Raw genomic sequence first — 25,260 nt, forward strand, 5'->3', positions numbered from 1 at the left:
CCATGTTTAGGTAGGTTCCGGACATGACGAAAGCCGGAGTCGGAGCAGGGACGGGAGCCGGCGCCGATACGGGCACCAGCCCTGGTGCCGGTGCCGGTGCCACCGTGGCGGCGGCCGACGCGCCCGCTCCCGCGGCACGCCTCCCCCGGCGCCGTGGCGTCGAACTGTCCCTCATCGTCCTGGCCGTACTGCTCTGCGTGTACGGCTACTGCGCCGTCGGTCTCGCGAAGAACGGCACCGTCCCGCCCGGCGCCGCCGGTTACGGCGCCGGGCTCGGCGTGCTCGCGCTGCTGGCGCATCTCGCGGTGCGGCTGCGCGCCCCCTGCGCCGACCCGCTCCTCCTCCCCATCGCCGTACTGCTCAACGGGATCGGCCTGGTGCTGATCTACCGGCTCGACCTGGAGACGCCGAACGACCGGGCGGCGCCCACCCAACTGGTGTGGTCCACGCTCGGAGTGGCCCTGTTCATCATGGTCGTGGCCGCGCTGCGCGACCATCGTGTGCTCCAGCGGTACGCGTACGTCTGTGTGGTGGCCGCGCTCGCCCTGCTCGCCCTGCCGATCCTCTTCCCGGCCGTGAACGGCGCCCGGATCTGGATCCGGATCGCCGGGTTCTCCATCCAGCCGGGCGAGTTCGCGAAGGTGCTGCTCGCGGTGTTCTTCGCCGCGTACCTGGCGGCCAACCGCACGGGGCTGGCGTACGCGGGCCGCAGGATCTGGCGCTTCGACCGGCTGCAGCTGCCCACCGGACGCGTCCTCGGCCCGATCGTCACGATCTGGCTGCTGAGCGTCGGCGTGCTGGTCCTGGAGCGGGACCTCGGCACGTCGCTGCTCTTCTTCGGCCTGTTCGTGGTCATGCTCTACGTCGCCACCGGCCGCACCGGCTGGATCGCCGTCGGGCTGCTGCTCGCCTCGCTCGGCGCGGTCGCCGTCGGCCGCCTGGAGCCGCACGTGCACAGCAGGGTCGAGGACTGGCTGCACCCGTTCGCGACGATCGAGGCCGGTCAGGGCCCCAACCAGCTCGCGCAGTCGCTGTTCTCCTTCGCGGCCGGCGGGATGTCCGGCACCGGGCTCGGCCTCGGCCACTCCGTCCTCATCGGCTTCGCCGCGAAGTCGGACTTCATCCTGGCGACGGCGGGCGAGGAACTGGGCCTGGTGGGCCTGTCGGCCCTGTTCCTCCTCTACGGCCTGCTGGTGGAGCGGGGCTACCGGGCGGGCCTCTCCCTGCGCGACCCGTTCGGCCGGCTGCTGGCGACCGGTCTCGCCTCGATCGTGGCGCTCCAGGTGTTCGTGATCGCGGGCGGGGTGACCGGCATGATCCCGCTGACCGGCATGGCGATGCCGTTCCTGGCGCAGGGCGGTTCCTCGCTCGTCACCAACTGGGCGATCGTGGCGCTGCTGATCCGGGTGAGCCACTCGGCGCGACGGCCGTCTCACACACCGCACGACACCGCGCGGAGCTCGCCGGGCGACACCCCGCGGAGCTCGTCGGACGGCACCTCGCGGAGCTCGTCGGACGGCACCTCGCACAACGCGCCGCAGCTCGGCACGCCACGCGACACACCGTCCGGCACACCGAAGGACAAGGCCCCAGGGAGGCCCGGTTGACCCGGCACATCCGGCACGCCGCCGTCTTCAGCGCCCTGCTGCTGGTGGCGCTCCTGGTCAACGCCCTGCGCGTCCAGGTCGTCGAGTCCGGCACCTACGACGGCAACCCGGCCAACCGGCGCGACTCCATCGCCCGTTACGCCCAGCCGCGCGGCGACATCCTGGTCGGCGGCGTCCCCGTGACCGGCTCCCGGGACACCGGTGAGCAACTGCGCTACGAGCGCACGTACCGCGACGGGCCGTTGTACGCACCGGTGACCGGCTTCGCCTCGCAGGTGTACGGGACGACGTTCCTGGAGCACTCCGGGGACGACGTGCTCTCCGGTGCCGATCCGCTGCTCTCGCCGTTCCCGCTGTGGAACGACGTCACGCACGGCCGGGCCCCCGGCGGCAACGTCGTGACGACCCTGAACCCCGAGGCCCAGCGGGCCGCGTACGAGGGGCTGGACGGGCGCAAGGGCGCGGTCGCGGCGATCGAGCCGTCGACGGGGCGGGTGCTGGCGCTGGTGTCCAGTCCCTCCTACGACCCCGCCGCGCTGTCCGGGAACGACGCCGGGGCCGCACAGGCCTGGGCGCGGTTCAACGACGACCCGGACAAGCCGATGCTCAACCGGGCGGCGCGCCAGACGTATCCGCCCGGGTCGACGTTCAAGGTGGTCACCGCGGCGGCGGCGCTGGACGCGGGCGTGATCACCGACCTCGACGCGGCCACCGACTCCCCCGCTCCCTACCGGCTGCCCGGGACGACGACGCGGCTGACGAACGAGGGCGACGGCTGCGAGGACGCTCCTCTGCGGGACGCCTTCGAGTGGTCGTGCAACACGGTGTTCGCGAAGCTCGGCGTGGACACCGGGCTCGCCCGGATGACCCGGACGGCGCAGGCGTTCGGGTTCAACGACGTGCACGTGCGGATCCCGTTCGCCGTCGCGCCGAGCACCTTCGACACCTCGCTCGACCGGGCGCAGCTCGCGCTGTCCTCGATCGGCCAGTTCAACACGCGGGCGACGCCGCTCCAGATGGCGATGGTGTCGGCGGCCGTGGCCGACGGGGGGCAGGTGCGCACGCCGTACCTGGTGGAGCGGACGACGCGGCAGGGCGGTGCCACGGTGGCCACGGCCGGTTCCCGCCCGTCCCGCCAGGCGATGTACCCCTCGACGGCGCGCCGTATGCGGGAGCTGATGGAAGGTGTGGTGCGGGAAGGCACCGGCACGAACGCCGCGATTCCCGGCGCCGTCGTCGGCGGCAAGACCGGCACGGCCCAGCACGGCCTCGGCAACGCCGGGATCCCGTACGCCTGGTTCGTCTCCTGGGCGCGCGGCGAGCGGGACATGGAGCCGAGGGTCGCGGTCGCGGTGGTCGTGGAGGACGGATCGGCGCGCCGCGGGGACATCACCGGGGGCGGGATGGCGGCGCCGATCGCGCGGGCCGTGATGGAGGCGGTGCTCAACTCGTGAGACGGGGGCTACCGGGACCCCACAGCAGCGTCCTACGGTTCGCTCATGACTGACACGAGAGCTGAGAACGTCACCGGAACCGCCGCTTTCGAACTCGCGCAGGTCAACATCTCCCGCCTCAAGTTCCCTCTGGACTCACCCGAGTTCAAGGACTTCGTGGACGCCCTCGAACCGGTCAACGCCGCCGCGGAGGCGGCTGACGGCTATGTGTGGCGGCTCCAGTCCGACGGCGGCGACGCGACCGACATCCAGGTCTTCGGGGACTCCTGGCTGATCATCAACATGACGGTGTGGCAGGACGTCGACGCTCTGACCTCGTTCATGTACCAGGGTCGCCACCGCGAGCTGCTCGCCCGCCGACGGGAGTGGTTCGAGCGGGTGGCGGAGGCGATGACGGCTCTGTGGTGGGTCCCGGCGGGCCACCGCCCGACGGTCGCGGAGGCCGAGTCCCGGCTCCTCCATCTACGTGCGAACGGCCCGACCCCGTACGCCTTCGGCCTGCGCACGTCGTTCCCGCCGCAGGGCGCGCAGCCGGTGACACTCGCACTCCCGGAGGACCTGGGCTGCTCGGTCTGACCGGCCCCGTCGGTTCGAGGGGTCAGGGGAGCTTGAGCCGGAACGGGCCCGCGGGCTCCGGCCTGTTGTGGCCGCACTCGATCTCGTTGCCGTCGACGTCCCCGACGTAGGCGGGCAGCCGCTCGGCGTGCACGGTCACCCTGCCCGGCTCATGCTCCACCTCGAAGGCCTCGAAGGCCTCGAAGGCTTGAGGCGCCTCGGACTTGCCGGCCGCCTCGGACACCCCGTCACCCGGACCGTCGAGCGTCCAGATCACGAAGGTCTCCCCGGGCCGCAACCAGTGATCGCTGCCGTACGGTTCGAGGATGAGTTCCAGCGGCTCCTCGCCGGAGTTGCGCACCCGCAGGGCGACGACGGGCCGCCCGTCGGCGGTCACCGACGGCGGTCGATCGCGGCGAGGGGGAACGGGAGGGAGAGCCCGGGCTTGTCGTGGTGGATGCCGGTGGGGACCGTCCGCGGACTCACGGAAACCAGGTTCCCGTCGATCAGCTCCGTGCGCGCAGGCAGATTCGGGAGCCGGTCGAGGTCGTCCGCCGTCCAGCCGTCGACCGGCGGGCGGGCCCACTCGTGGTCCTCGTCCAGCACGTACTCGCGTGCGGCGCTCATGGTTACTCCCATGCGGTGGAGCCTGGCAGGCGCGACCAGCCTACCCAGCCGGAACGGATTGTTGACGCGCGAGGGATTGACGGCCTTGCTGACAGGCAGTCTCATAAGAGCCATGACGACCCTCACGGATGCCGACGCGCTGGAAGGGCTGCGGGACGCGCTGGGCCTGCTCAAGGACCGGGAGCAGGTGGCCGAGCGGCTGCTCGCGTCCTCCGCCAAGCACTCCTTCGACCCGGACGAGGAGCTGGACTGGGACGCCCCCTTCGAGGAGGGCAAGTGGTTCTGGCCGCCGGAACTGGTGTCCCTGTACGACACGCCGATGTGGCGGCGGATGAGCGAGGAGCAGCGGATCCTCCTGTCCCAGCACGAGGCCGCCGCGCTCGCCTCGCTCGGGATCTGGTTCGAGATCATCCTCATGCAGCTGCTCGTCCGGCACATCTACGACAAGGCGGCCACGAGCGCGCATGTGCGGTACGCGCTGACCGAGATCGAGGACGAGTGCCGGCACTCGAAGATGTTCGCCCGGCTGATCACCCAGGGCGGGACGCCCTGGTACCCGGTGAGCCGCGCCCACCAGCACCTCGGACGGCTGTTCAAGACGATCTCCACGACTCCCGGCTCCTTCACCGCGACCCTGCTCGGCGAGGAGGTCCTCGACTGGATGCAGCGGCTGACCTTCCCCGACGAGCGGGTCCAGCCGCTGGTCCGGGGCGTCACCCGGATCCACGTCGTGGAGGAGGCCCGGCACGTGCGCTACGCCCGAGAGGAGCTGCGCCGCCAGATGATGACGGCGCCGAGGTGGTCCCAGGAGTTCACCCGGGTCACGTCGGGCGAGTTCGCACGGGTGTTCTCGGTCGCCTTCGTGAATCCGGACGTCTACACGAACGTCGGCCTGGACAAGCGGGAGGCCATGGCGCAGGTGCGGGCCAGCGGGCACCGGCGGGAGGTCATGCAGACGGGATCGAAGCGGCTGACGGACTTCCTGGACGACATCGGAGTGCTGCGGGGCGTCGGGCGACGGCTGTGGAGGTCGTCCGGGCTGCTCGCCTGAGCCGACGGCGGGCACCGGGCGGGGGCGGGCGATTACGCTGCACGTCATGACCCCCGCCGCCCCCGCCTACCGCCGCCTCAGCGTCGAGGAGCGCCGCAGCCAGCTGCTCGAGGCCGCGCTCTCGCTCTTCGCGCACCGCGTCCCCGAGGACGTCTCGCTGGACGACGTGGCGGAGGCCGCCGGGGTGTCCCGGCCGCTCGTCTACCGGTACTTCCCCGGCGGCAAGCAGCAGCTCTACGAGGCCGCCCTGCGCTCCGCCGCCGAGGAGCTGCACCACTGCTTCGACGAGCCCCACGACGGCCCGCTCCGCCCCCGCCTCGCCCGCGTCCTGGACCGCTACCTGACCTTCGTCGGCCGCCATGACGCCGGTTTCAGCGCCCTGCTCCAGGGCGGCAGCGTCGTCGAGACCTCGCGGACGACCGCCATCGTGGACGGCGTACGCCGGGCCGCCGCCGAGGCCATCTACAGCCACCTGGGGGTTCCCGGCCCGGGGCCACGGCTCCGGATGACCGTACGGATGTGGATCACCGCGGTCGAGGCGGCCTCCCTCATCTGGCTCGACGAGGACAAGCAGCCGCCCGCCGAGGAGCTGCGGGACTGGCTGGTCGACCAGTTCGTCGCCGTCCTCTCGGTGACCGCGGCGCGGGACGCGCAGACCGCCGAACTGGTCCGGGGTGCGCTGAGCGCGGAGACCTGATCGACACTGGTCGGGTGAAGAGCGAAGACACCCCCTTCGAGGGCGGCCCCATGGACGGCCGGGTGCTGCCCGTACTGCTGGGCCCCACCGGGCACCCGCCGAAGACGTACCGCATCCCCGTCCCCGACGCGGCCGGCGGCCCGCCCACCGTCCTGGTCTACCGGCGCGTGCCCCGTGGCCACGGCAAGAGGCTCGGACTGCCCCAGGGCTGGAAGTACGAGTTCGCCGCCGGGGGCGACAAGGGGACCGGGGGCAAGAGCGGCGCGCTGGGCGGACTGAGCGGGCTGAAGTGGCCGTGGTCGAAACCCGGCACCGAGCCGGACACCGGGCCCGGCCCCGCACCCGGCACCCCTCGCGCCTCCGGGCCCGACGCCACGCCGGGCGATCGGCGGGATGACGCCGACGAGTGACCCGGTTGCGCCGAACCGCGCCCCCGGCGCGCGGGCCGGGCCCGCGCGCCTGATGCTCGCCGTACGGGGTGGAGGGGCCACCCCGCGGCGGAGGTGATGGTGTGTCAGGAAGGTTGCTGCGACTGGCCTGTACGGTCTCCACGGCGGCGCTCGCCGCACAGGCCGCCCTGTCCCCCGGGCTCGCCGTGGCCGTACCGGGGTTCCCGCAGCCCGGCGAGCGGGCCGTGACAGTGCCCCGGACCCCGGACCCGGGCGAACCACCGGTCCCCGCGCCGGAGATCGCCGACCCCGGCGTGCCGTCGCCGGCCGAAGGGGACGTCAGGGACGCCTCGGACACCCCGGACGCCCCGGACGACTCGGACCCGTCGGCTCCCTCGGACGCCGAGGAGCGGTCCGTCTCCGAGCTGCTGACGGAGCTTCAGCGGCTGTACCGGGAGGCCGAGCGGGCCACCGAGGCGTTCAACGCCACCGAGGAGCAGCTCGGGCGGCGGCGGGCCGAGACCGGGCGGCTGGACGCCGGCCTGGTGAAGGCCCGGCTCTCCCTGAACGCGAGCCGGGGCGCGGCCGGACGGCTGGCCCGCCAGCAGTACCAGGGCAGCACCGACATCTCCTCTTACGTACGGCTGCTGCTGGCCCGTGATCCGCAGCACGCCCTCGACCAGGGGCATCTGATCGGCCGGCTGGCACGTGAGCGGGCCGAGACGGTCGGGCGGCTGGCGAGCGGCGAACGCAGGGCCGACGGCCTGGCACGCAAGGCCCGCGCAGCCCTCGACGAGCAGCTCACCCTCACGGAACGCAGGAAGAAGGAGCGCGACGACGTGACCCGGCGGCTGGCCGGCGTCGAGGAACTCCTCGCCTCCCTCACCGCAGACCAGCTCACCGCCCTGGCCGAGCTGGAGAAGGACGGCGTCGCCCGGGCACAGAGGAAACTCGTGGCGTCCGGTGCGCTCGGCGAGGACGGCAAGCCGTCGAAGGAGGGCGAGAAGGCCGTGCGGTATGCCGTACGGCAGCTCGGGAAGCCGTACGAGTGGGGCGCGGAGGGCCCGGGGTCGTACGACTGCTCGGGCCTCACCTCCGAGGCCTGGGGGCACGCCGGGACGCCGATCCCGCGCACCAGCGAGGAGCAGTGGGCGCACCTGCCGAGGATCCCGCTGAAGGAGCTGCGCCCGGGCGACCTGGTGATCTACTTCCCCGAGGCCACCCACGTCGCGCTGTACCTGGGCGGGGGCAAGGTGGTCCAGGCCCCGAGAACCGGCGAAAAGGTCAAGATCACCGAGATCGCCGCCCAACCGGTTCTCGGAGCCGTACGCCCGGACGCACCACCCGCTCGCACGCCCGCCAAGACTCCCGCTCGGACGCCCGCCGAGGCGCCCGCTCGGACGCCCGCCAAGACGCCGGCTCGGACACCCGCTCAGGCTCCGGATCAACTGCCCGCCAAGGCTCCCGCTCGGACGCCCGCTCAGGCTCCGGAAACCGATCCCAGATAGGCCGCGGTCTTCTCGGGCTCGTAGAAGAAGTTCTCGAAGTCGGCCGGGTCGTTGAAGGCGTTGGCGAAACGATCGGCCACCGGGGGCAGCTGCCCGGCCGCGCCCAGCAGGTTGACGATGTGCTCCGGCGGCGGGGCCAGCATCGCGTTGGTCCACTTGGTGACGTGCTGCGCGGTGTCCCAGTACCGGTCGAAGGTGGCGCGCATCCACTCCTCGTCGAACTCCTTCTCCCCGCGCTCGAGGATCGAGGAGAGATACGCGGCCGCGCACTTGGACGCCGAGTTGGAGCCCTGGCCGGTGATCGGGTCGTTGGCGACGACGACATCGGCGACGCCGAGCACCAGACCGCCGCCGGGAAGGCGGCCGACGGGGTTGCGGACGGTGGGCGCGTAGCGGCCGGCCAGGGTGCCGCCGGCGTCGGTCAGTTCGACCCTGGTGGCCCGCGCGTACTCCCAGGGCGTGAACTTCTCCATGAGCTCCAGGGTCAGGGAGAGGTGTTCCGCCGGGTCCTTGACGCCCTTGAAGACGTCCAGCGGGCCGCCGGGTATGCCCTCCCAGAACAGGATGTCCGCGCGGCCGGAGGTGGTGAGCGTCGGCATGACGAACAGTTCGCCGACGCCGGGGACGAGATTGCAGCGGACGGCGTCCAGGTCCGGGTGCTCCGGGCGCGGGCCGAGGCCGTGGACGTAGGCGACGGCGAGGGCGCGCTGCGGCTCGCCGTAGGGGGAACGCTCCGGGTCCCGGCCGAACATCTGGACGAGCTCGCCCTTGCCCGCCGAGACCAGGACCAGGTCGTAGGCGCGGGAGAAGTAGTCGAGGTCGGAGACCGCCGCGCCGTGGATCACCAGCTGGCCGCCGCGCTGGGCGAACGTCTCCATCCAGCCGGCCATCTTCACCCGCTGGTCGACGGACTGCGCGTACCCGTCGAGCCTGCCCAGCCAGTCGATCGCGCGCTGGGTCGGGCCCGGGTCGTGCGAGCCGGGGGCCGCGACCGAGACACCGAGTCCGGCGATCTTCGGGGCCTGCTGCTCCCAGAAGTTCAGCTGGAGGTCGCGCTCGTGCTGGAGGGCCGTGTGGAACATGCACTGCGTCGACATGACCCGGCCGGAGCGGATCTCGTCAGCCGTGCGGTTCGACATCAGGGTGACCTCGTACCCGTGCGACTGGAGGCCGAGGGCGAGCTGGAGACCGGACTGGCCGGCTCCGACGACGAGTATCTTCCGCATGCGGGGAACTCTCCTTGAAGGGCCTTACTCGGGGGTTTCGTCGAGCGCGTGGCCCACCAGGGCCAGGAGGGTCTCGATCACCGAGATCCGGCGCCGCGCGTCCATGATCATGACAGGTATGTGCGCGGGGATGGTCAGCGCCTCCCGCACGTCCACCGGCTCGAACAGCTCGCTGCCGTCGAAGTGGTTGACGGCGACGACGTACGGCAGCCCGCAGCTCTCGAAGTAGTCCAGCGCCGGGAAGCAGTCCTTGAGGCGTCGGGTGTCGGCCAGCACGACCGCGCCGATCGCGCCGCGCACCAGGTCGTCCCACATGAACCAGAACCGCTGCTGTCCCGGCGTGCCGAACAGGTAGAGCACCAGGTCGTCGTCGAGAGTCAGCCGGCCGTAGTCCATGGCGACCGTGGTGGTGACCTTCTCCGGGGTGCCGGTGAGGTCGTCGGTCTCCTCGCTGGCCTCGGTCATCAGCGCCTCCGTCTGGAGGGGCTCGATCTCCGAGACGGTGCCCACGAGGGTGGTCTTGCCGACGCCGAAACCGCCCGCCACCACGATCTTCGTGGCGATGGGGGCACGGGTGCGGTCCGTCTGCCAGGGCTGCAGGGGTTCGTCGGGCTCCGTCACGGGCTCGACGAGGGGGGCGACGCCAAAGGAGGAGGCGTCAGAGACGACGGAGTCCACTCAGCACCCTTTCCAGCAGAGCGCGGTCGGGACGGCCCGTACCGTGAGCGGTACCGGTGCCGTACACACGGATCTTTCCCTGGTCCGCGAGGTCGCTGAGGAGCACCCGGACCACGCCGAGCGGCATCTTCAGCAGCGCGGCGATCTCGGCCACCGTGCGCATACGGCGGCAGAGTTCGACGATGGCCCGCAGTTCCGGCATGACCGTGGACCTGAGCGAACCGTTCGTCAGTTCCTTGCGTTCTTCGGGCGCTTCGAGGGCCGCCACGAACGTCTCCACCAGCAGGACGTGACCGAAGCGGGTACGGCCACCGGTGAGCGAGTAGGGGCGCACCCGGGCCGGCTTGCGGTCGCCGCCGCGGACGGGGAGCAGCTGCCGGTCGCCCTCGGGCTGCCGCGGGACGGCGTTCATCGGACACCACCCGTGGTCCGGGACTCCAGGGACTGCCGTAGCTCGCTGCGCAGTTCCGGGGTCAGGGCATGGCCGGCGCGGCCCACGAAGAGGGCCATGTGGTACGCCACCACGCTCATGTCGCAGTCGGCGGAACCGTGCACACCGAGGAGCGAACCGTCGCTGATCGACATGACGAAGAGGCTGCCCTCGTCCATCGCGATCATGGTGTGCTTCACCCCGCCGAACGCCATGAGCTTGGCGGCGCCGATGGTGAGGCTGCCGATGCCGGAGACGATGGTGGCGAGGTCGGCGGAGGAGCCTCGCGGGCCGGAGGGTTTGGCCTCGCGGACCTCGCGTGCCTCGAGGTTGCGGCCTGGGTCCGAGGACAGCAGGAGCAGGCCGTCCGAGGAGACGACGGCGACGGACTGGATGCCGGGTACTTCCTCCACGAGGTTGGTCAACAGCCAGTGCAGGTTACGGGCTTCACTGCTCAGTCCGAAGGTACTGGGCGCGGTCAACTGCTTGCCTCCTCGACTGTGCCCCCCGTGTCTTCTTCGGCGTGTGCGTGTACTTCTTGAGCTGCGTGACGAGCGTTGCGTGCTGCTTCGGGGGACGGAACCTGGTTCTGGCCCGTCCGGTCGGCGATCTCCGCTTCCACGTCGCGGTAGCCCGCCTCCGCCCCCCGGCGGAAGCCGCCCAGCCGGCGGCGGAGGGCGTCCGCGTCGACGGAACCGGTCCGCTGACGCGGGGCCTGGGTGGGTGCGGTGATCTTGGGAGTGCGCTTCGGCAGGCCCTTGTCCGTGACGAGGTCTTCCGGGGCGTCCGGCGTGCGGGTGTGTTCAGCCTCGGCTTCGCCTCCGCCTCCGCCTCCGCCTCCGGCGAGTTCACAGTCGGGTGCGGGCGGCCCCTGCGGGATGCCGTCGCCGCCGGCGGTGGACGCCTGGCCGAGGTCGAGGCGGAGGCCGCCGGCGGTTTGCTGCTCCTCTGCCGCTCCCTCGCCCTGCGGGCTCGGCAGCAGCAGTTCCATCGTGGTCTCGGCCGGCGTCTCCACCGGGGCCCGCGTCGGCCCCGCCGGACTCCGCCGCGAGGTCTGCGCAGGCACACCCGGGAACTGGGCCGAGACCTCTTCCGGCGCCCCGGGCGGAGTTGCCGTCGGGGTGTCGGAGGAGGGCTGCGCCGACGTCTGCGCCGGAGCCTGCGACGGAATCGCCACCGGCGTCTCGGCCGGGAACTGGGCCGCGGTCTCTTCCGGCGCCCCGGACGGAGTTGCCGTCGGGGTGTCGGAGGAGGGCTGCGCCGAGGGCCGCTCGGGTGGGTGCGGGGTGGGGCGGGCCTCTCGTACCGCCCTCTCCGCCAGTGCGACCAGTGGGTCCGCGGGCTTGGTGCGGCCCGGCAGGACGTTGGAGTTGGCTTCCGCGTCCGCGCCCGGCAGCGAGAAGGACTGCGGGGCGGCGGACGCCGGGCTCGTCACCGGGACCGCGGCGGCCGGGGCCGCGGCGAGAAGCGCCGTCGGCAGGACGACGACCGCCGCCACTCCGCCCTGCTTCTGCTCGCGCAGCCGCACCCGCACCCCGTGCCGGTGGGCGAGCCGGGCCACCACGAACAGGCCGAGGCCGAGACCCTCCTCGCCCTCCTGGTCGTACGGCGCCTCCGGGTCGAACTCGGCGAGGCGGGCGTTGAGGCGGCTCATCCGCTCCTCGGCCACGCCGATGCCCTCGTCCTGGACGGAGAGCATGACCTCGCCGTTCTCCAGGAGCCAGCCGGAGACCTCGACGGGCAGGTCCGGCGGGGAGAACGAGGTGGCGTTCTCCATGAGTTCGGCCAGCAGATGGGAGAGGTCGTCCGCGGCGAAGCCCGCCACGTGCGCGTGCGGAGGGAGCGCGGAGATACGCACCCGCTCGTAGCGTTCGATCTCGCTGACCGCCGCGCGGACCACGTCCACCAGCGGGATGGGGCCCGCGTGCTGCTGGACGTGTTCCGTGCCGGCCAGGACCAGCAGGTTCTCGCTGTGGCGGCGCATGACCGTGGCGAAGTGGTCGAGCTTGAAGAGCGTGGCCAGCCGGTCGGGATCCTGCTCGCGCTCCTCCAGGCCCTCGATGACGGCCAGTTGGCGTTCGACAAGGCCGAGGGTGCGCAGCGCGAGGTTGACGAAGGTACCGCTGATGCTGTCGCGCAGGCCTGCCAGCTGGGCGGCGGAACCGTCGAGTTCGGCGCGCAGCTCCTCGCGCGCGTCGGCCATCCGCTGGCGCTGCCCGACGAGGTGCTTGCGGTCGGCCTCCAGGGTGCCGACCCGTTCGTGGAGCGCCACGGCGTGCTCGTGCAGGGCGTTGACGGAGCGGACGACCTGGGCGAACTCGTCGTTGCGGCCGGTGAACCGGACCGGTTCCTCCGCTGCCGGGTTCTCGGCCTCCGCCAGCCTCGCCGAGCCCCTGCGCAGGACGGACAGCGGGCGGGTGAGGCTGCGCGCCATGCCGGTGGCGACCACGATCGCCAGCAGCATCAGGGCCCCGAGGAGGGTGACCCGGAGTTCGAGGTCGGTGACGTCGTCGTCCCGCAACCCGGCGAGGTCCTGGCCGCGTTGGCCGTACAGGGAGGACTCGACCCCGCGCATCAGGTCGACCCGGGCGGAGAGCGCGGCGTCCAGCTTCTTGACGCCGGTGTCGAGTTCGCGGGCGCTCAGTTCGGGCTGGTCGGTGAGGAAGGCGAGGTAGGCCTCGGCGGTGTCGACGTCACCGCCGGTCACCGTGGAGTCGTACGCGGCCACCGCGTCCTGCGGCGCGCCCTCCCGGAAGTCCGCGAGGGCCGCGTCGGAGCGCAGCCGGGCCTGCTGCGCGGCGGCCGTGAGGGCGTCGCGCAGCTTGGTGTCGGCGCCGGAGGAGACCTTCTCGGTGCTCGACCGGCCGGTGACGGGGTCGTACTCGCTCTTGGTGGTCGTCGGCACGTTCAGCGCCGCGAGCAGCAGTCCCCGGGTCGCGGAGGCCTGCTGGACGGCGGTGTCGAGCTCGGCGAGGGCGTACGCGCCGGAGCCCGCGCGCGGCGGCATCTGCTCCGCCAGCCGGTCGACGAGCGCGTGCAGTGCGGTGATGGCTTTGGAGTACGCCTCGTGCGCCTGGAGCGCCGTGTCCTTGCCGGTGAGGGCGGACTGGCGCACGGAGGGCACGGCGGCGAGGGCCTCGCGCAGCGCGGCGGAGACGTCCGTGTCGGCGGTCAGCTCGCGCGACTGCCGGTCCACCCGGGCGCTGCCCTGCGTGGAGGGCGCCTTGGACTTCACCCGGCCGGCCGCCACGTAGGTGGTGACCTCGTCGCGCTCGTCGGCCAGGGACTGGGCGAGGGCGAGGGCGTCCTGGGTCTGTTCGGCCAGGGTGACCAGGTCCTGGGAGTCCTTCAGCTGCCCGGAGGCGGCGAGGATGGAGGGGGCGCCCGCCCCGGCGATGGCGGCGGCCACGACGGCCACCGCGACGATCAGCCGGTTGCGTACATGGGTCGGACGGCCCTTGCCGACAGGGGTGCGCTCCGCGCCCCCCTCGGAGGCCGTCTGCCTGCCCGTACGCCGAGGCCGCGACTTCTGCACCGGTGCTCGCATTCCTGACTCGTGTGCCATGGGCCGGAAGTGACGCTCCGTCAACTGGTGCGTACGTCCGGTACGGTTCCCGACCCTCCCAGTGCCGGTGGGCAGGGGCCGTGCATCGCTTGCCCCGCCACCCGAAGGAGTGAACATCGGAGAGGAGCGGGCGGGCAAGTTCCTCCGGCGTGTGCAGCGGCCTTGCGCGGCTGGCCGGTTGGACGTGGGCGGCGTGCTTTGACAGTATTCGCCGCCACGTCTTCCCGGAGTGCTTCATTCCCGCCCAAACCAGGCGTCTGACCTGCGGTGGTACGTAAGTTCGGGGAACAATGCCAGCCTTCCGCGAAGGCTGTGAAGGGGTCGTGCAGACTGGCCGAATGCGCACGGAACTTGTGTCGGAGGCCGGCGATCCGGCCCGCCCCAACGAGGACTTCGCGAGCGTCGGACTTCCCGCCTCCGGGCAGGGCGGTTCGCTCGTCCTCCTGGACGGAGTGACGCCGCCGCCGGACGGCGCGGGCTGTCTGCATTCGGTCGCCTGGTTCACCGCGCGGTTGGGCGGCGCCCTGACCGAACTGACCGTTTCACTCCCGGATGTTCCGCTGGCCGAGGCGCTCGCCCGGGCCATCGCGCGCACCGCCGGGGCCCATGCGGGGACCTGTGACCTTTCTCACCCGCGCACCCCTCAGGCCACCGTGGTCCTGGCGCGTTGGTCGCCGCGGACCGTCGAGTACCTGCTCCTGTGCGACGCGACGCTCCTGCTGGCGGCCCCGGACGGCACGGTCACGCCCGTCCAGGACGACCGGCTGGCCCGCCTGCCGCGCGCCCTGCTGCGGAGCGCCGAGGTCGTCGACGGCACGCTCCGCAACCGGGAGGGCGGGTTCTTCACGGCCGCGGCCGACCCCGGCGTGGCCGCCCGCGCGGTCACCGGGAGCGTGCCGCGCGGGGAGGTCCGCTCGCTGGCCGCGCTGTCGGACGGGGCCACCCGCTGGGCGGAGCTGTTCCGCAAGGGCGGCTGGACCGACCTGTTCGCCCTCGTCGACGAGGAAGGGGCGCGGGCGCTGGTGGAGCGGGTCCGGGCACTGGAGCGGGCGGACGACCGCGCCGGACGGCCCCTGCTCCGCCGGGCGAAGACGCACGACGACGCGACAGTGGTGTGCGTGGAACTGTGAGGGGTGCCGGAGTGCCCTCCGGGTCCCCTCCAGGTCATCTGCGGGTCACTTCTCCATGCCCCGGTTCAGCTGGCCGAGCAGCCGGGCCAGTTCTCCCACCTCTCTGCGGTCCCAGTCGGAGAAGTGGCTGACGTACCGCTCGCGGCGGGCCTCGCGGACCCGGCTCACCCGTACCCGGCCCTCTTCGGTGAGGTCGACCAGCCAGGCGCGCCCGTCCGCCGGGTCCGGCGCACGGGCGATCAGGCCGAGCTGCTCCAGGGCGCGCAGCTGGCGGGACATGGTGGCCTTGCCGATGCCGATGTAGCCGGCCAGTTCGGTGGCGCGCTGACGGCCGCACTCCTCGAGCCGGACGAGCAGCCCGTAGGCGGCGGGCTCCAGGTCCGGGTGGACCTCGCGGGCCATCTCCCCCTGATTGGCGCGGGCGCGGCGCAGCAGCACCGTGAGCTCCCGCTCCAGCGACAGGAACTCCCGGTCGCCCTGCTCCACACCACGCGACGGTGTCTCGCCGCCTGTGTCCTCGTGCACGTCAGCACCCCTGATCTCGCCGGTCGCTGCCATCGGTGCAGCTCACTCAGTATTTCGCAGGCCCGGGCCGGTGGCGGTGCCCAGGGCTGCGCGCCGGACACGGGGAAGGCCCGGGTCTCCGTCACAGGACCCGGGCCCTCCCCGTCCGATCACCGCGGACGGCGCCCCGCCGGGGGGCGCGGTCGTCACGCCGCGACCGGGACCTCCGACGCCGCACCGCTCGTGGCGGGCGCGAGCGCCAGCTCCAGGACCTGGCGGACGTCCGTGACGGCGTGGACGTCCAGCTTGTCCAGCACCTCCGCCGGGACGTCGTCCAGGTCGGGCTCGTTGCGCTTGGGGATGATCACCGTGGTGACGCCCGCCCGGTGCGCGGCGAGCAGCTTCTGCTTCACGCCGCCGATCGGCAGGACCCGGCCGGTCAGGGAGACCTCGCCGGTCATCGCCACGTCGGTGCGGACGAGCCGCCCGGACAGCAGGGACGCGAGGGCCGTCGTCATGGTGACGCCGGCGCTCGGGCCGTCCTTGGGGACCGCGCCCGCCGGGAAGTGGATGTGCACGCCCCGGTCCTTCAGGTCGCCCACCGGCAGCTCCAGTTCGGCGCCGTGGCTGCGCAGGAAGCTGAGCGCGATCTGCGCCGACTCCTTCATCACGTCGCCGAGCTGACCGGTGAGGGTCAGGCCCGCCGCGCCCGTCTCCGGGTCGGCCAGCGACGCCTCGACGAAGAGGACGTCACCACCGGCGCCGGTGACCGCGAGACCGGTCGCGACACCGGGCACCGCGGTCCGGCGCTCGGCCGGGTCCTGGGCGGACTCGGGCACGTGGTGCGGCCGGCCGATCAGAGCGCGCAGATCCTCGTCACGGATCGTGAACGGCAGTTCCCGCTGGCCCAGTTCGTGCTGGGCCGCGACCTTGCGCAGCAGCCGCGCGATGGACCGCTCCAGGGTGCGCACCCCCGCCTCGCGGGTGTACTCGCCGGCGAGCTTGCGCAGCGCGCTCTCGTCGAGGGCCACCTCGTCCTTGTCGAGGCCCGCCCGCTCCAGTTGGCGCGGGAGCAGGTGGTCACGGGCGATGACGACCTTCTCGTCCTCGGTGTAGCCGTCGAGGCGGACCAGCTCCATACGGTCGAGCAGGGCCTCCGGGATGGCTTCGAGCACGTTGGCGGTGGCGAGGAAGACCACGTCCGACAGGTCGAGCTCGACCTCCAGGTAGTGGTCGCGGAACGTGTGGTTCTGCGCCGGGTCCAGGACCTCGAGCAGGGCGGCCGCCGGGTCGCCCCGGAAGTCGGATCCCACCTTGTCGATCTCGTCGAGGAGCACCACCGGGTTCAGCGACCCGGCCTCCTTGATCGCCCGTACGATCCGGCCGGGGAGCGCGCCGACGTACGTACGGCGGTGGCCGCGGATCTCGGCCTCGTCCCGGACGCCGCCGAGGGCGACACGGACGAACTTGCGGCCCATCGCGTGGGCGACGGACTCGCCGAGGCTGGTCTTGCCGACGCCGGGCGGGCCGACGAGCGCGAGCACGGCACCGCCGCGCCGCCCGCCCACGACGCCCAGGCCGCGCTCACCGCGCCGCTTGCGCACGGCGAGGTACTCGGTGATCCGCTCCTTCACGTCGTCCAGGCCGGCGTGCTCGGCGTCCAGGACGGCGCGGGCGCCCTGGATGTCGTACCGGTCCTCGGTCCTTTCGTTCCACGGGAGTTCGAGGACGGTGTCCAGCCAGGTGCGGATCCAGGAGCCCTCGGGCGACTGGTCACTGGACCGCTCCAGCTTGTCGACCTCCTTGAGGGCGGCCTCGCGGACCTTCTCGGGCAGGTCGGCGGCCTCGACGCGGGCCCGGTAGTCGTCGGACTCCTCGCCCTCCTGTTCGCCGTTGAGTTCGCGCAGCTCCTTGCGGACGGCTTCCAGCTGGCGGCGCAGCAGGAACTCGCGCTGCTGCTTGTCGACGCCCTCCTGGACGTCCTTGGCGATGGTCTCGGCCACGTCCTGTTCGGCGAGGTGGTCGCGCAGCTGCTGGGTGGCGAGCTTCAGCCGGGCCACCGGGTCGGTGGTCTCCAGGAGCTCCACCTTCTGTTCGGTGGTCAGGAACGGCGAGTAGCCGGAGTTGTCGGCGAGCGCGGAGACGTCGTCGATGGCCTGGACGCGGTCGACGACCTGCCAGGCGGCGCGCTTGCGCAGCCAGGCGGTGGCGAGCGCCTTGTACTCCTTGACGAGTTCGGCGACATGACCGGGCAGCGGCTCGGGGACGGCCTGGTCGACCGTCGTCCCCTCGACCCACAGGGCCGCACCCGGCCCGGTGGTGCCGGCGCCGATCCGTACGCGGCCGCGGCCGCGGATCAGCGCGCCCGGGTCGCCGTCGGCCAGTCGGCCGACCTGCTCGACGGTGCCGAGCACACCGGTGCTCGCGTACGTCCCGTCGATGCGCGGCACCAGCAGTACGCGGGGCTTCCCGGGTTCCGAACGGGCGGCGGCCTGAGCGGCCTCCACCGCGGCGCGCACGTCGGTGTCGTTGAGGTCCAGCGGAACCACCATGCCGGGGAGCACGACCTCGTCGTCGAGAGGCAGTACGGGCAGGATGAGCGGAGCGGACGTCGATGCCATGATCTCCCCTTCGGCAGTCAAGTTGAGCTATGCCGACTCAATGCACGTGAGTCCGCGATTGTTCCCCGCGATGCGTCCCGTTCGCTGTGGGCGATCACGGCTGTCGCCCCGAAGCGCTTCGGACATACGGTCAGCGGTAATAGGCATCAAGCCTTCGAGACTATTACCAGGGGGTCCATATGAATCGGTTCGTCCAGGCATGGGTGGACGGCTGGGTCGTGTCGCGCGGGGCGGCGCCGCCCGTGGCCGAGCCGTGGGGCTGGACCGTCGACGTGGGAACGGGAATCCATCACGTCACCCGGCACGTGCTCGGTACGACGGACGACGCCGTTACCGGGCCGGCCGTCCGTAAGGTGGCGGGCGCGGTGACCGGGGCCGGCGTGTGGCTGAAGGTGTTCGCCGATCCGGCGGTGGCCGGGCCCTGGCTGGGGCCCGGCTGGTGGATCGACCCCGAGGCCGGCTTCCTGATGACGGCCCCGCTCACGGACGCCCCACCCGGCTCCACCCCCGCCGGCTACCGGACGCGCACCTGGTCGCGCGGCGGCGTGACCCGCACCATGATCGCCGCCCCGGACGGCTCCCTGGCCGCGCGCGGCCAGATCGCCCCGACCGGCGCGACGGCGGTCGTCGACCAGATCGAGACGTCCCCCGGCCACCGCCGCCGCGGACTCGGCGCCCTCGTCATGCGGACGCTCCACCGCGCGGCGGCCGAACAGGGCGCCCGGACCGGTGTCCTGGGCGCGACACCCGAGGGGCGGGCACTGTACGAGTCCCTGGGCTGGCGCGTCGAGTCAGCGCTGACCAGCGCCGAGTTCACGGGAGACACACGGGGGTGACGTCCGGCGGCCGAGAGGGCGCACCCTTCGGTGCCGCACGACGGGGCACGCCCCTCGCGCCCCCTCCCCGTACCCCGCCCACTTCCGGCATTCACCCCGAAGCGGCCTGCCACCCCGACCACAATGCGCGTATGACCGATGACTGGAAGCGACGTCTCGACGCCCTCCACGCCGACCTGGTCCGCCGTGACGACCCCGTCGCCTGGGTAACGGAGGCGGACGCCGTCGAGGCCTCGCGGCGTTATCCGCACATCGCGCTGCGCGGACCCGTCTTCGGTATCGCCGCGCGGGACCCGGCCGCCGCCGAGCCGGGCTGGCGGCTGCTGAAGCCGGTGGTGGACGGCATGCCCCAGCAGGCCCGCGACGGGCTGAACTCGCACCTGTGGTTCAAGGCGAAGGACGGCCCCGACGACCCGGCCGTCCGGCGTGAGCTGCTGGCGGCCGTGGCCGTGCTGGAGCGGGCTCCGGCCGACGAGGTGGAGGCGCTGGGCGTGCGCTACCGGGTGGTGCGCGGCGACGAGTTCGCCCGGACCGGCGACGACGGTCTGGAGCCGCCCCGGCCCACCGACCTCGAGCCCCCGGACCCCTCGTGGGAGGACCCGGGCGCCGCCCCCTCACCGGACGTGGGCTACGTCCTGGACCCCGACCGCGACGAGGGCCCGATGGCGGGCGCCCTCCGGCTGGGCCTGCGCGACTTCACGTACACGGGCGCCCGCTTCCCCTCCGACGTGCGCGCGGACTCCGAGTGGGCGGCCCGGACCCATCCGGACGTGGTGCGCCTCCCCGTCGGCTTCTCGGTGGCCGAACGCGACGACTCCGGCTGGACCCCGTGCGGGTCGCTTGCGGCGACCCCGCACGAGGCGCGCCGCTCGCTGTACGAGGGGATGGCCCGCGTCTGGGCGATGCTCTACCGCTTCGACGAACACAAGAAGGTTCTCTACGCACGGGCCGCGGAGGCGTTCCGGGCCGCCGGGCGGGCCGACGAGGCGAGGGTGGAGGGCCGCCTGTTCCGGATCTGCCGCGTCGAACGGATGGTCCGCCTGGGCCCTGACGGCCCCGAGCCGCCCCGCCCGTCGGACGTCGACGAGTACGGCCCCATGAAGCTCCACCCGACCCTCCACGAGAACGGCACAGTCCAGTTCGACGACTGACGACCGACGACCGACCCCGACGACCCGACCGGCGACCGGCGACCGGCGACCGACGACCGATGACCGACGACTAACGTCACCGTTCATGACGGACACGCAGACGCTGCTCGCCGCGTACGACGCCCAGTTGCGCGGCGCTCCGCCGACCGCGGTCACCCACCCTCCCGACGGTCCGCTGACCCGTATCGCGGGCCCGCTGCGGGCGCTGGTGACCGCACCCCGGGAGCTGGGGCTGCGCGGCAGCGAACTGGACGAACTGATCGCCCGGCAGCGGGACTTCTTCGCGGCACGCGGCGAGGCGGTGGAATGGCGGATGCGCGGCCACGACACCCCGGCCGACCTCCCCGACCGGCTGCGCGCGGCGGGCTTCGCGCCCGGGCCGCAGGAGACGGTCCTGGCCGCCGTCGTCGCGCACACGGCCGTACACCGGGCCGAGCCGCCGCTGCCGCCGGGCGTGACGCTGCGCCGGGTCACCGACGACGCCGACCTGCTCGCCGTCGCGGCGCTGCAGTCGGCGGTCTGGGGCGTGGACCTGAGCGGCCTCGGCGGCGATCTGATCGCGCGGGTCGCCGCGGCCCCGCGGGACACCGTCGTGCTGGTCGCCGAGGCGGACGGCGTGCTGGTCTCGGCGGGCTGGCTGTCGGTGCGCCCCGGCACGGAGTTCGGCACGCTGCTGGGCGGCGCGACGCTCGCCGGGTGGCGTGGCCGGGGCATCTACCGGGCCCTCGTGGCCGCCCGCCTCGTCCTCGCCGCCGCCCACGGGATCCCGTACCTGCATGTGGACGCCTCGGCCGACAGCGCGCCCCTGCTGCGCGGGATGGGCTTCCGCACGCTCACCAAGATGACGCCGTACGTCTGGTCGCCGTGAGCCGGGCAGCGGTCAGGCCCTGCCCCAGCGCCGGATCCACGGCCAGGTGGCGACGCCTATCGCCAGTGCGATCAGGTGCCCCCAGTTCGTCAGCGGGTCGGTGAAGGCGATCAGGTCCTGGAGCAGCATCCCGCCGAAGGCGGCGAGGAGCGGCCCGCGCAGCCACGGCCCGAGCAGGCCCGCCAGGGCGCCGACGCTCGCGGCGACGCCGAAGCTGATGCCGTAGTCGAGACGGTGCAGCGAACTGTCGGGCAGCCGGCCGGCGAGCACCGCCAGGCCCACCGGGACCTCGGTCGCGAGGGTGGCCAGGACATGCCCGAGCAGGAAGACGACGGCCGTACGGACGCCGCCGATGCGCCGCTCCAGCGCGGTGAGGACCACCAGGAAGCCCACCGTGAACGGGGAGGCGAAGCCGCCCGCCACCCACAGCGCGCTGGCCACCAGCACCAGTACGGGTGTCCGCACCAGATGGGCGACATCGGTGCTCGAGCCCTGGTGCAGGGCGTGCACGAGGGCCGGGTCGGCGTGCGCGGTGACATAGGAGGTGACGGCGAGGACGGCCGCGTACGAGAGGGCGAAGGGGGCGGGGACCCGGTACCGGCGGCGGGGGGCCGCCCCTACGAGCGGCAGGGCGAGCGGCACAACGGGCGGTACAACGGACGGCACGGCGGACGGTGCAACGGGCGGCACGGCGGGCGGTGCAACGGGCGGCACGGTGCGGGGCGGGGCGTGCTGGGCCGGGATGCCGTCCAGCAGCCCGCGGACATCGGGCGGGGGCGGGCTCGTGGGTGCGGCCGTACGTTCCACCGTGAGGCCCTCCTTCCGTTTCACCTCACTTTTCGCGCCGCGGCTGTCCGCTGTCTGTGACCGACGCCACGCCTGAGCGGATTCACAGCAAGCTCTGAGGCTTCTCCCGGCCGACTCCTAAACGTTCCGTACGTGCCGCCAACCCGTTCCGAACGGACATACGTCAATCCCATCCGCAGCACACGGAATTCCCTCAACGAACGGCCAGGGAAGTGCCAGGATGGGCCGATGCCCATCCCGTACGACATCCCCGACGCACCCGTTGTGCTGGACCGTCGCGAGGGCCCCTACGGTGAGGTCGTCCTGCGCCGGCACGGGGAGTTGCTCCAGATCATCGCCAACGGCTGCTTCCTGATGGACACCTCGGACGGCCGCTCGGAACGGCTGCTGGTCGACGCCGCGCTGGCCGCGCTGGACGGCCGCCCCTCGCCGGACCTGCTGATCGGCGGCCTCGGTGTCGGTTTCTCCCTCGCGCACGCCACCGCCGATCCCCGCTGGGGCGGGGTCACGGTCGTGGAGCGCGAGCGCGCCGTCATCGACTGGCATCTCGACGGCCCGCTGGCCGCGCTGTCGGCGGACGCCCTCGCCGACTCCCGGTCCGAGATCGTCGAGGCGGATCTGCTCGACTACGTCAATGAGACATGCGACACATTCGACGCGATGTGCCTCGACATCGACAACGGGCCCGGCTGGACCGTCACCGAGGGCAACGACAGCCTCTACTCCGCGGCCGGACTGGCTGGCTGCGCACGGGTGTTGAGACCCGGTGGGGTACTGGCGGTGTGGTCGGCCCGTCCCTCTCCGGAATTCGAGGGAACCATGCGGAATGCCGGGTTCCAACAGGTGCGTACCGAAGAGATCCCGGTTGCCCGAGGCGTGCCGGACGTCGTACACCTCGCCGTCAGGCCTGGATAGCAAAGCCGTGGTGACTCCCCGTACGCTGCACCCCTGACGCCGATCATTTACGCGTCAACCGCAGTCATGCGCAGACATGGGATCACCCCACTGGTTCCGGAAAGCACACTCAGGGGCGGGCGATGGAGCAGACACACACCGCACACAACAGCACGGCGACAGCCACACCGGGCGCGCAGCGGCGCGTTCTGGTGGTCGAGGACGACGCGACGATCGTCGACGCCATCGCGGCCCGCCTGCGCGCCGAGGGATTCCTCGTGCAAACGGCGGGTGACGGCCCGGCGGCCGTCGACACGGCAGAGGCCTGGCAGCCCGACCTGCTGATCCTCGACATCATGCTGCCCGGCTTCGACGGTCTGGAGGTCTGCCGCCGTGTGCAGGCCGCCCGTCCGGTGCCGGTGCTCATGCTCACCGCGCGCGACGACGAGACCGACATGCTGGTCGGGCTCGGCGTGGGCGCCGACGACTACATGACCAAGCCGTTCTCGATGCGGGAGCTGGCGGCACGCGTGCACGTACTGCTGCGCCGGGTGGAGCGGGCGGCGATCGCGGCGACGACGCCGCGCAGCGGGATCCTGCGGCTCGGCGAGCTGGAGATCGACCACGCGCAGCGCCGGGTGCGGGTCCGCTCGGAGGACGTGCACCTCACGCCCACCGAGTTCGACCTGCTGGTCTGCCTGGCGAACACCCCGCGCGCGGTGCTCTCCCGTGAGCAGCTCCTCGCGGAGGTCTGGGACTGGGCGGACGCCTCCGGCACCCGTACCGTCGACAGCCACATCAAGGCGCTGCGGCGGAAGATCGGCGCCGAACGGATCCGCACGGTGCACGGGGTGGGCTACGCACTGGAGACGCCGACGCCATGAGCTCCGGGCCGGACGGACCGAGAAGCCCCGCTCCCGGAACCGGGGAGTCCTGGGGCCACGTACGCCCGTTCTCGATCAAGACCAAGCTGGGTGCGCTGGTCGTCATCTCGGTGCTGATCACCACCGGTCTGTCGATGATCGCGGTGCACACCAAGACGGAGCTGCGCTTCATCACGGTCTTCTCGATGATCGCCACACTGCTGATTACGCAGTTCGTGGCACATTCGCTCACCGCGCCGCTGGACGAGATGAACACGGTGGCCCGGTCCATCTCGCACGGCGACTACACCCGCCGGGTGAGCGAGAACCGCGGCGACGAGCTGGGCGACCTGGCCCAGACGATCAACGTCATGGCGGACGAGCTGGAGGCGCAGGACCGGCAGCGCAAGGAGCTGGTGGCCAACGTCTCGCACGAGCTGCGCACGCCCATCGCCGGTCTGCGCGCCGTCCTGGAGAACGTCGTCGACGGCATCGCCGAGGCGGACCCCGAGACGATGCGCACCGCCCTGAAGCAGACGGAGCGGCTCGGCCGGCTGGTGGAGACGCTGCTGGACCTGTCCCGCCTCGACAACGGCGTCGTCCCGCTGCGCAAGCGGCGTTTCGAGGTGTGGCCGTATCTGTCCGGGGTGCTGAAGGAGGCCAACATGGTCGCCTCGGCGCGCGCCACGATGGGCTCGGGCGGCAACCACACGCGCACGGACGTCCATCTGCACCTGGACGTGTCCCCGCCGGAGCTGACCGCGCACGCGGACCCGGAGCGCATCCACCAGGTCGTCGCGAACCTGATCGACAACGCCGTCAAGCACAGCCCCGCGCACGGACGGGTGACGGTGAAGGCGCGGCGCGGGACGCTGCCGGAGTCGCTGGAGCTCGAGGTCCTGGACGAGGGGCCCGGTATTCCGCGCTCGGAGTGGCGCCGCGTGTTCGAACGGTTCAACCGGGGAGCGGTCCGCCGGCCGCACGGACCGGGCAGCGACGGCGGCACGGGTCTGGGACTGGCGATCGCCCGCTGGGCGGTCGATCTTCACGGCGGCCGGATCGGAGTGGCCGAATCCGAGCGGGGCTGCCGGATTCTTGTCACTCTTCCGGGAGAGTCTTCCGTTCCAAATTGACGTAAAGTTCGAACCGGAGCCACAAGATCCACCTGTGTCCGCGCAGCCTGACACGTGTGATCAGGCAGCGGACCGTTCCAGGTCGGCGCGGGTCCCGCACGCTGAGCGTGCGGGACCGGGCATCAACACACCCTTTTGACGCGCAACCGCGCTTGTTTCCCGCCATTTACAGCCGCGAAACGCGCTTTCCGATGTGACTTACGCGACGATGCACCGGCCCGGTCTGACCTTCCCCCTCCAGGGGGCGTAGCCTTTATTCCCGCTGTCCATCACCTTGTGAAGCGGAAGAGGGCGGTTGCCGCCGTGTCGCCACAGTCCCCCAGTAACGCATCGAGCATCTCGACCGACGCAGACCAAGCGGGCAAGAATCCCGCTGCCGCGTTCGGGCCGAACGAGTGGCTCGTCGACGAGATCTATCAGCAGTACCTCCAGGACCCGAACTCGGTAGACCGTGCCTGGTGGGACTTCTTCGCCGACTACAAGCCGGGGGCCCCCAACGCCTCGGCTCCGGCGGACACTGCGGCCGCGGGGGCCGCAGCGACCACCACGCCCCCAGCGCCCGCCGCACCGGCCCAGGCGGCTCCTGCCGCCCCGGCTCCTGCCCAGGCGGCTCCGGCCGCCCCGGCGCCCGCCGCTCCGGCGCCCGCGCCTGCCGCCGCCCCGAAG

General features: G+C 72.4%; 24 protein-coding genes and 1 pseudogene. 15 read left to right on the forward strand and 10 right to left on the reverse strand.

All coding sequences use genetic code 11. The features are described 5' to 3' along the window. Window positions 1-23: 23 nt before the first annotated feature. Genes ACFWBB_RS20645 through ACFWBB_RS20655 form a run of 3 tightly spaced genes read left to right on the forward strand, consistent with a single transcriptional unit; the run spans window position 24 to window position 3,637 of the window. Window positions 24-1,607 carry an FtsW/RodA/SpoVE family cell cycle protein gene (locus ACFWBB_RS20645; protein WP_385274174.1) on the forward strand — a complete coding sequence of 528 codons (1,584 nt, stop codon included), beginning with the start codon at window positions 24-26 and terminating at the stop codon, window positions 1,605-1,607. Beyond that, window positions 1,604-3,061 (forward strand): peptidoglycan D,D-transpeptidase FtsI family protein, encoded by a 1,458-nt coding sequence (locus ACFWBB_RS20650; RefSeq protein WP_385274177.1) that lies wholly within the window; start codon window positions 1,604-1,606, stop codon window positions 3,059-3,061. Before ACFWBB_RS20645 ends, ACFWBB_RS20650 begins: the two co-directional genes overlap by 4 nt. Window positions 3,062-3,106: 45 nt before the next feature. Further along, a complete protein-coding gene (locus ACFWBB_RS20655) occupies window positions 3,107-3,637 on the forward strand; it encodes a DUF3291 domain-containing protein (protein WP_385274180.1) in 531 nt (176 codons plus the stop codon). A gap of 22 nt (window positions 3,638-3,659) precedes the next feature. Here the strand turns inward: ACFWBB_RS20655 and ACFWBB_RS20660 are convergent, their stop codons facing one another. Both ACFWBB_RS20660 and ACFWBB_RS20665 read right to left on the reverse strand, forming a co-directional pair. Continuing rightward, window positions 3,660-4,013 carry a hypothetical protein gene (locus ACFWBB_RS20660; RefSeq protein WP_385274183.1) on the reverse strand — a complete coding sequence of 118 codons (354 nt, stop codon included), beginning with the start codon at window positions 4,011-4,013 and terminating at the stop codon, window positions 3,660-3,662. A 74-nt stretch (window positions 4,014-4,087) separates the two neighbouring features. After that, a pseudogene (locus tag ACFWBB_RS20665) lies at window positions 4,088-4,243 on the reverse strand (Uma2 family endonuclease); the annotation flags it as partial. A gap of 112 nt (window positions 4,244-4,355) precedes the next feature. Here ACFWBB_RS20665 and ACFWBB_RS20670 point away from each other — a divergent pair. The 4 genes from ACFWBB_RS20670 to ACFWBB_RS20685 all read left to right on the forward strand — a co-directional run bounded on the left by ACFWBB_RS20670 (window position 4,356) and on the right by ACFWBB_RS20685 (window position 7,888). Next, window positions 4,356-5,294, forward strand: a complete 939-nt coding sequence (locus ACFWBB_RS20670) for a diiron oxygenase (RefSeq protein WP_385274186.1) — start codon at window positions 4,356-4,358, stop codon at window positions 5,292-5,294. Between the two features lie 46 nt (window positions 5,295-5,340). Beyond that, window positions 5,341-5,991 (forward strand): TetR/AcrR family transcriptional regulator, encoded by a 651-nt coding sequence (locus ACFWBB_RS20675; protein WP_385274189.1) that lies wholly within the window; start codon window positions 5,341-5,343, stop codon window positions 5,989-5,991. Between the two features lie 14 nt (window positions 5,992-6,005). After that, window positions 6,006-6,401, forward strand: coding sequence for a hypothetical protein (locus ACFWBB_RS20680; RefSeq protein ID WP_385274192.1), 396 nt, complete (start codon window positions 6,006-6,008; stop codon window positions 6,399-6,401). A gap of 101 nt (window positions 6,402-6,502) precedes the next feature. Then, window positions 6,503-7,888 (forward strand): NlpC/P60 family protein, encoded by a 1,386-nt coding sequence (locus tag ACFWBB_RS20685; protein ID WP_385274195.1) that lies wholly within the window; start codon window positions 6,503-6,505, stop codon window positions 7,886-7,888. Here ACFWBB_RS20685 and ACFWBB_RS20690 read toward each other — a convergent pair. Genes ACFWBB_RS20690 through ACFWBB_RS20710 form a run of 5 tightly spaced genes read right to left on the reverse strand, consistent with a single transcriptional unit; the run spans window position 7,861 to window position 13,769 of the window. Continuing rightward, on the reverse strand, window positions 7,861-9,114 hold the full coding sequence (locus ACFWBB_RS20690) for a styrene monooxygenase/indole monooxygenase family protein (protein ID WP_385274198.1): 1,254 nt from the start codon (window positions 9,112-9,114) through the stop codon (window positions 7,861-7,863). The genes ACFWBB_RS20685 and ACFWBB_RS20690 overlap by 28 nt on opposite strands. 24 nt (window positions 9,115-9,138) lie before the next feature. After that, window positions 9,139-9,792 (reverse strand): ATP/GTP-binding protein, encoded by a 654-nt coding sequence (locus ACFWBB_RS20695; RefSeq protein WP_385274201.1) that lies wholly within the window; start codon window positions 9,790-9,792, stop codon window positions 9,139-9,141. Beyond that, window positions 9,773-10,204, reverse strand: coding sequence for a DUF742 domain-containing protein (locus ACFWBB_RS20700; RefSeq protein ID WP_385274204.1), 432 nt, complete (start codon window positions 10,202-10,204; stop codon window positions 9,773-9,775). Before ACFWBB_RS20700 ends, ACFWBB_RS20695 begins: the two co-directional genes overlap by 20 nt. Continuing rightward, on the reverse strand, window positions 10,201-10,704 hold the full coding sequence (locus ACFWBB_RS20705) for a roadblock/LC7 domain-containing protein (RefSeq protein ID WP_385274207.1): 504 nt from the start codon (window positions 10,702-10,704) through the stop codon (window positions 10,201-10,203). Before ACFWBB_RS20705 ends, ACFWBB_RS20700 begins: the two co-directional genes overlap by 4 nt. Continuing rightward, window positions 10,701-13,769, reverse strand: coding sequence for a nitrate- and nitrite sensing domain-containing protein (locus tag ACFWBB_RS20710; protein WP_385274210.1), 3,069 nt, complete (start codon window positions 13,767-13,769; stop codon window positions 10,701-10,703). The genes ACFWBB_RS20705 and ACFWBB_RS20710 overlap by 4 nt, the downstream gene beginning before the upstream one ends. 356 nt (window positions 13,770-14,125) lie before the next feature. On the opposite strand from ACFWBB_RS20710, the gene ACFWBB_RS20715 reads away from it, so the two are divergent. Next, entirely contained in the window at window positions 14,126-14,917 is a 792-nt protein-coding gene (locus ACFWBB_RS20715; RefSeq protein WP_385274213.1) for a hypothetical protein, read from the forward strand. Window positions 14,918-14,962: 45 nt separating this feature from the next. On the opposite strand, the gene ACFWBB_RS20720 is transcribed toward ACFWBB_RS20715, so the two are convergent. Both ACFWBB_RS20720 and lon read right to left on the reverse strand, forming a co-directional pair. Then, window positions 14,963-15,442, reverse strand: a complete 480-nt coding sequence (locus ACFWBB_RS20720) for a MarR family winged helix-turn-helix transcriptional regulator (protein ID WP_385274252.1) — start codon at window positions 15,440-15,442, stop codon at window positions 14,963-14,965. A 185-nt stretch (window positions 15,443-15,627) separates the two neighbouring features. Beyond that, window positions 15,628-18,042 carry an endopeptidase La gene (gene lon / locus ACFWBB_RS20725; protein WP_385274216.1) on the reverse strand — a complete coding sequence of 805 codons (2,415 nt, stop codon included), beginning with the start codon at window positions 18,040-18,042 and terminating at the stop codon, window positions 15,628-15,630. A 179-nt stretch (window positions 18,043-18,221) separates the two neighbouring features. Here lon and ACFWBB_RS20730 point away from each other — a divergent pair, with 179 nt between their 5' ends. From ACFWBB_RS20730 to ACFWBB_RS20740, 3 genes are all read left to right on the forward strand, one after another. Further along, window positions 18,222-18,878 carry a GNAT family N-acetyltransferase gene (locus tag ACFWBB_RS20730; RefSeq protein WP_385274219.1) on the forward strand — a complete coding sequence of 219 codons (657 nt, stop codon included), beginning with the start codon at window positions 18,222-18,224 and terminating at the stop codon, window positions 18,876-18,878. A gap of 131 nt (window positions 18,879-19,009) precedes the next feature. Continuing rightward, a complete protein-coding gene (locus ACFWBB_RS20735) occupies window positions 19,010-20,029 on the forward strand; it encodes a DUF5954 family protein (RefSeq protein WP_385274222.1) in 1,020 nt (339 codons plus the stop codon). Between the two features lie 85 nt (window positions 20,030-20,114). Next, entirely contained in the window at window positions 20,115-20,897 is a 783-nt protein-coding gene (locus ACFWBB_RS20740; protein ID WP_385274225.1) for a GNAT family N-acetyltransferase, read from the forward strand. 12 nt (window positions 20,898-20,909) lie between these two features. Here the strand turns inward: ACFWBB_RS20740 and ACFWBB_RS20745 are convergent, their stop codons facing one another. Then, window positions 20,910-21,704 (reverse strand): rhomboid-like protein, encoded by a 795-nt coding sequence (locus ACFWBB_RS20745; RefSeq protein WP_385274228.1) that lies wholly within the window; start codon window positions 21,702-21,704, stop codon window positions 20,910-20,912. Window positions 21,705-21,932: 228 nt separating this feature from the next. Here ACFWBB_RS20745 and ACFWBB_RS20750 point away from each other — a divergent pair, with 228 nt between their 5' ends. The 4 genes from ACFWBB_RS20750 to ACFWBB_RS20765 all read left to right on the forward strand — a co-directional run. Further along, window positions 21,933-22,619: a spermidine synthase gene (locus ACFWBB_RS20750; RefSeq protein ID WP_385274231.1), complete on the forward strand. Its 687-nt coding sequence runs from the start codon at window positions 21,933-21,935 to the stop codon at window positions 22,617-22,619. Between the two features lie 122 nt (window positions 22,620-22,741). Continuing rightward, window positions 22,742-23,482, forward strand: a complete 741-nt coding sequence (locus ACFWBB_RS20755) for a response regulator transcription factor (RefSeq protein ID WP_385274234.1) — start codon at window positions 22,742-22,744, stop codon at window positions 23,480-23,482. Next, window positions 23,479-24,594 carry an ATP-binding protein gene (locus ACFWBB_RS20760; RefSeq protein WP_385274237.1) on the forward strand — a complete coding sequence of 372 codons (1,116 nt, stop codon included), beginning with the start codon at window positions 23,479-23,481 and terminating at the stop codon, window positions 24,592-24,594. The genes ACFWBB_RS20755 and ACFWBB_RS20760 overlap by 4 nt, the downstream gene beginning before the upstream one ends. Window positions 24,595-24,897: 303 nt before the next feature. Then, on the forward strand, window positions 24,898-25,260 hold a 363-nt coding region (locus ACFWBB_RS20765; protein ID WP_385274240.1), incomplete at its 3' end, for a hypothetical protein.

The organism is Streptomyces sp. NPDC060000, assembly GCF_042737375.1.
Lineage (GTDB): Bacteria > Actinomycetota > Actinomycetes > Streptomycetales > Streptomycetaceae > Streptomyces.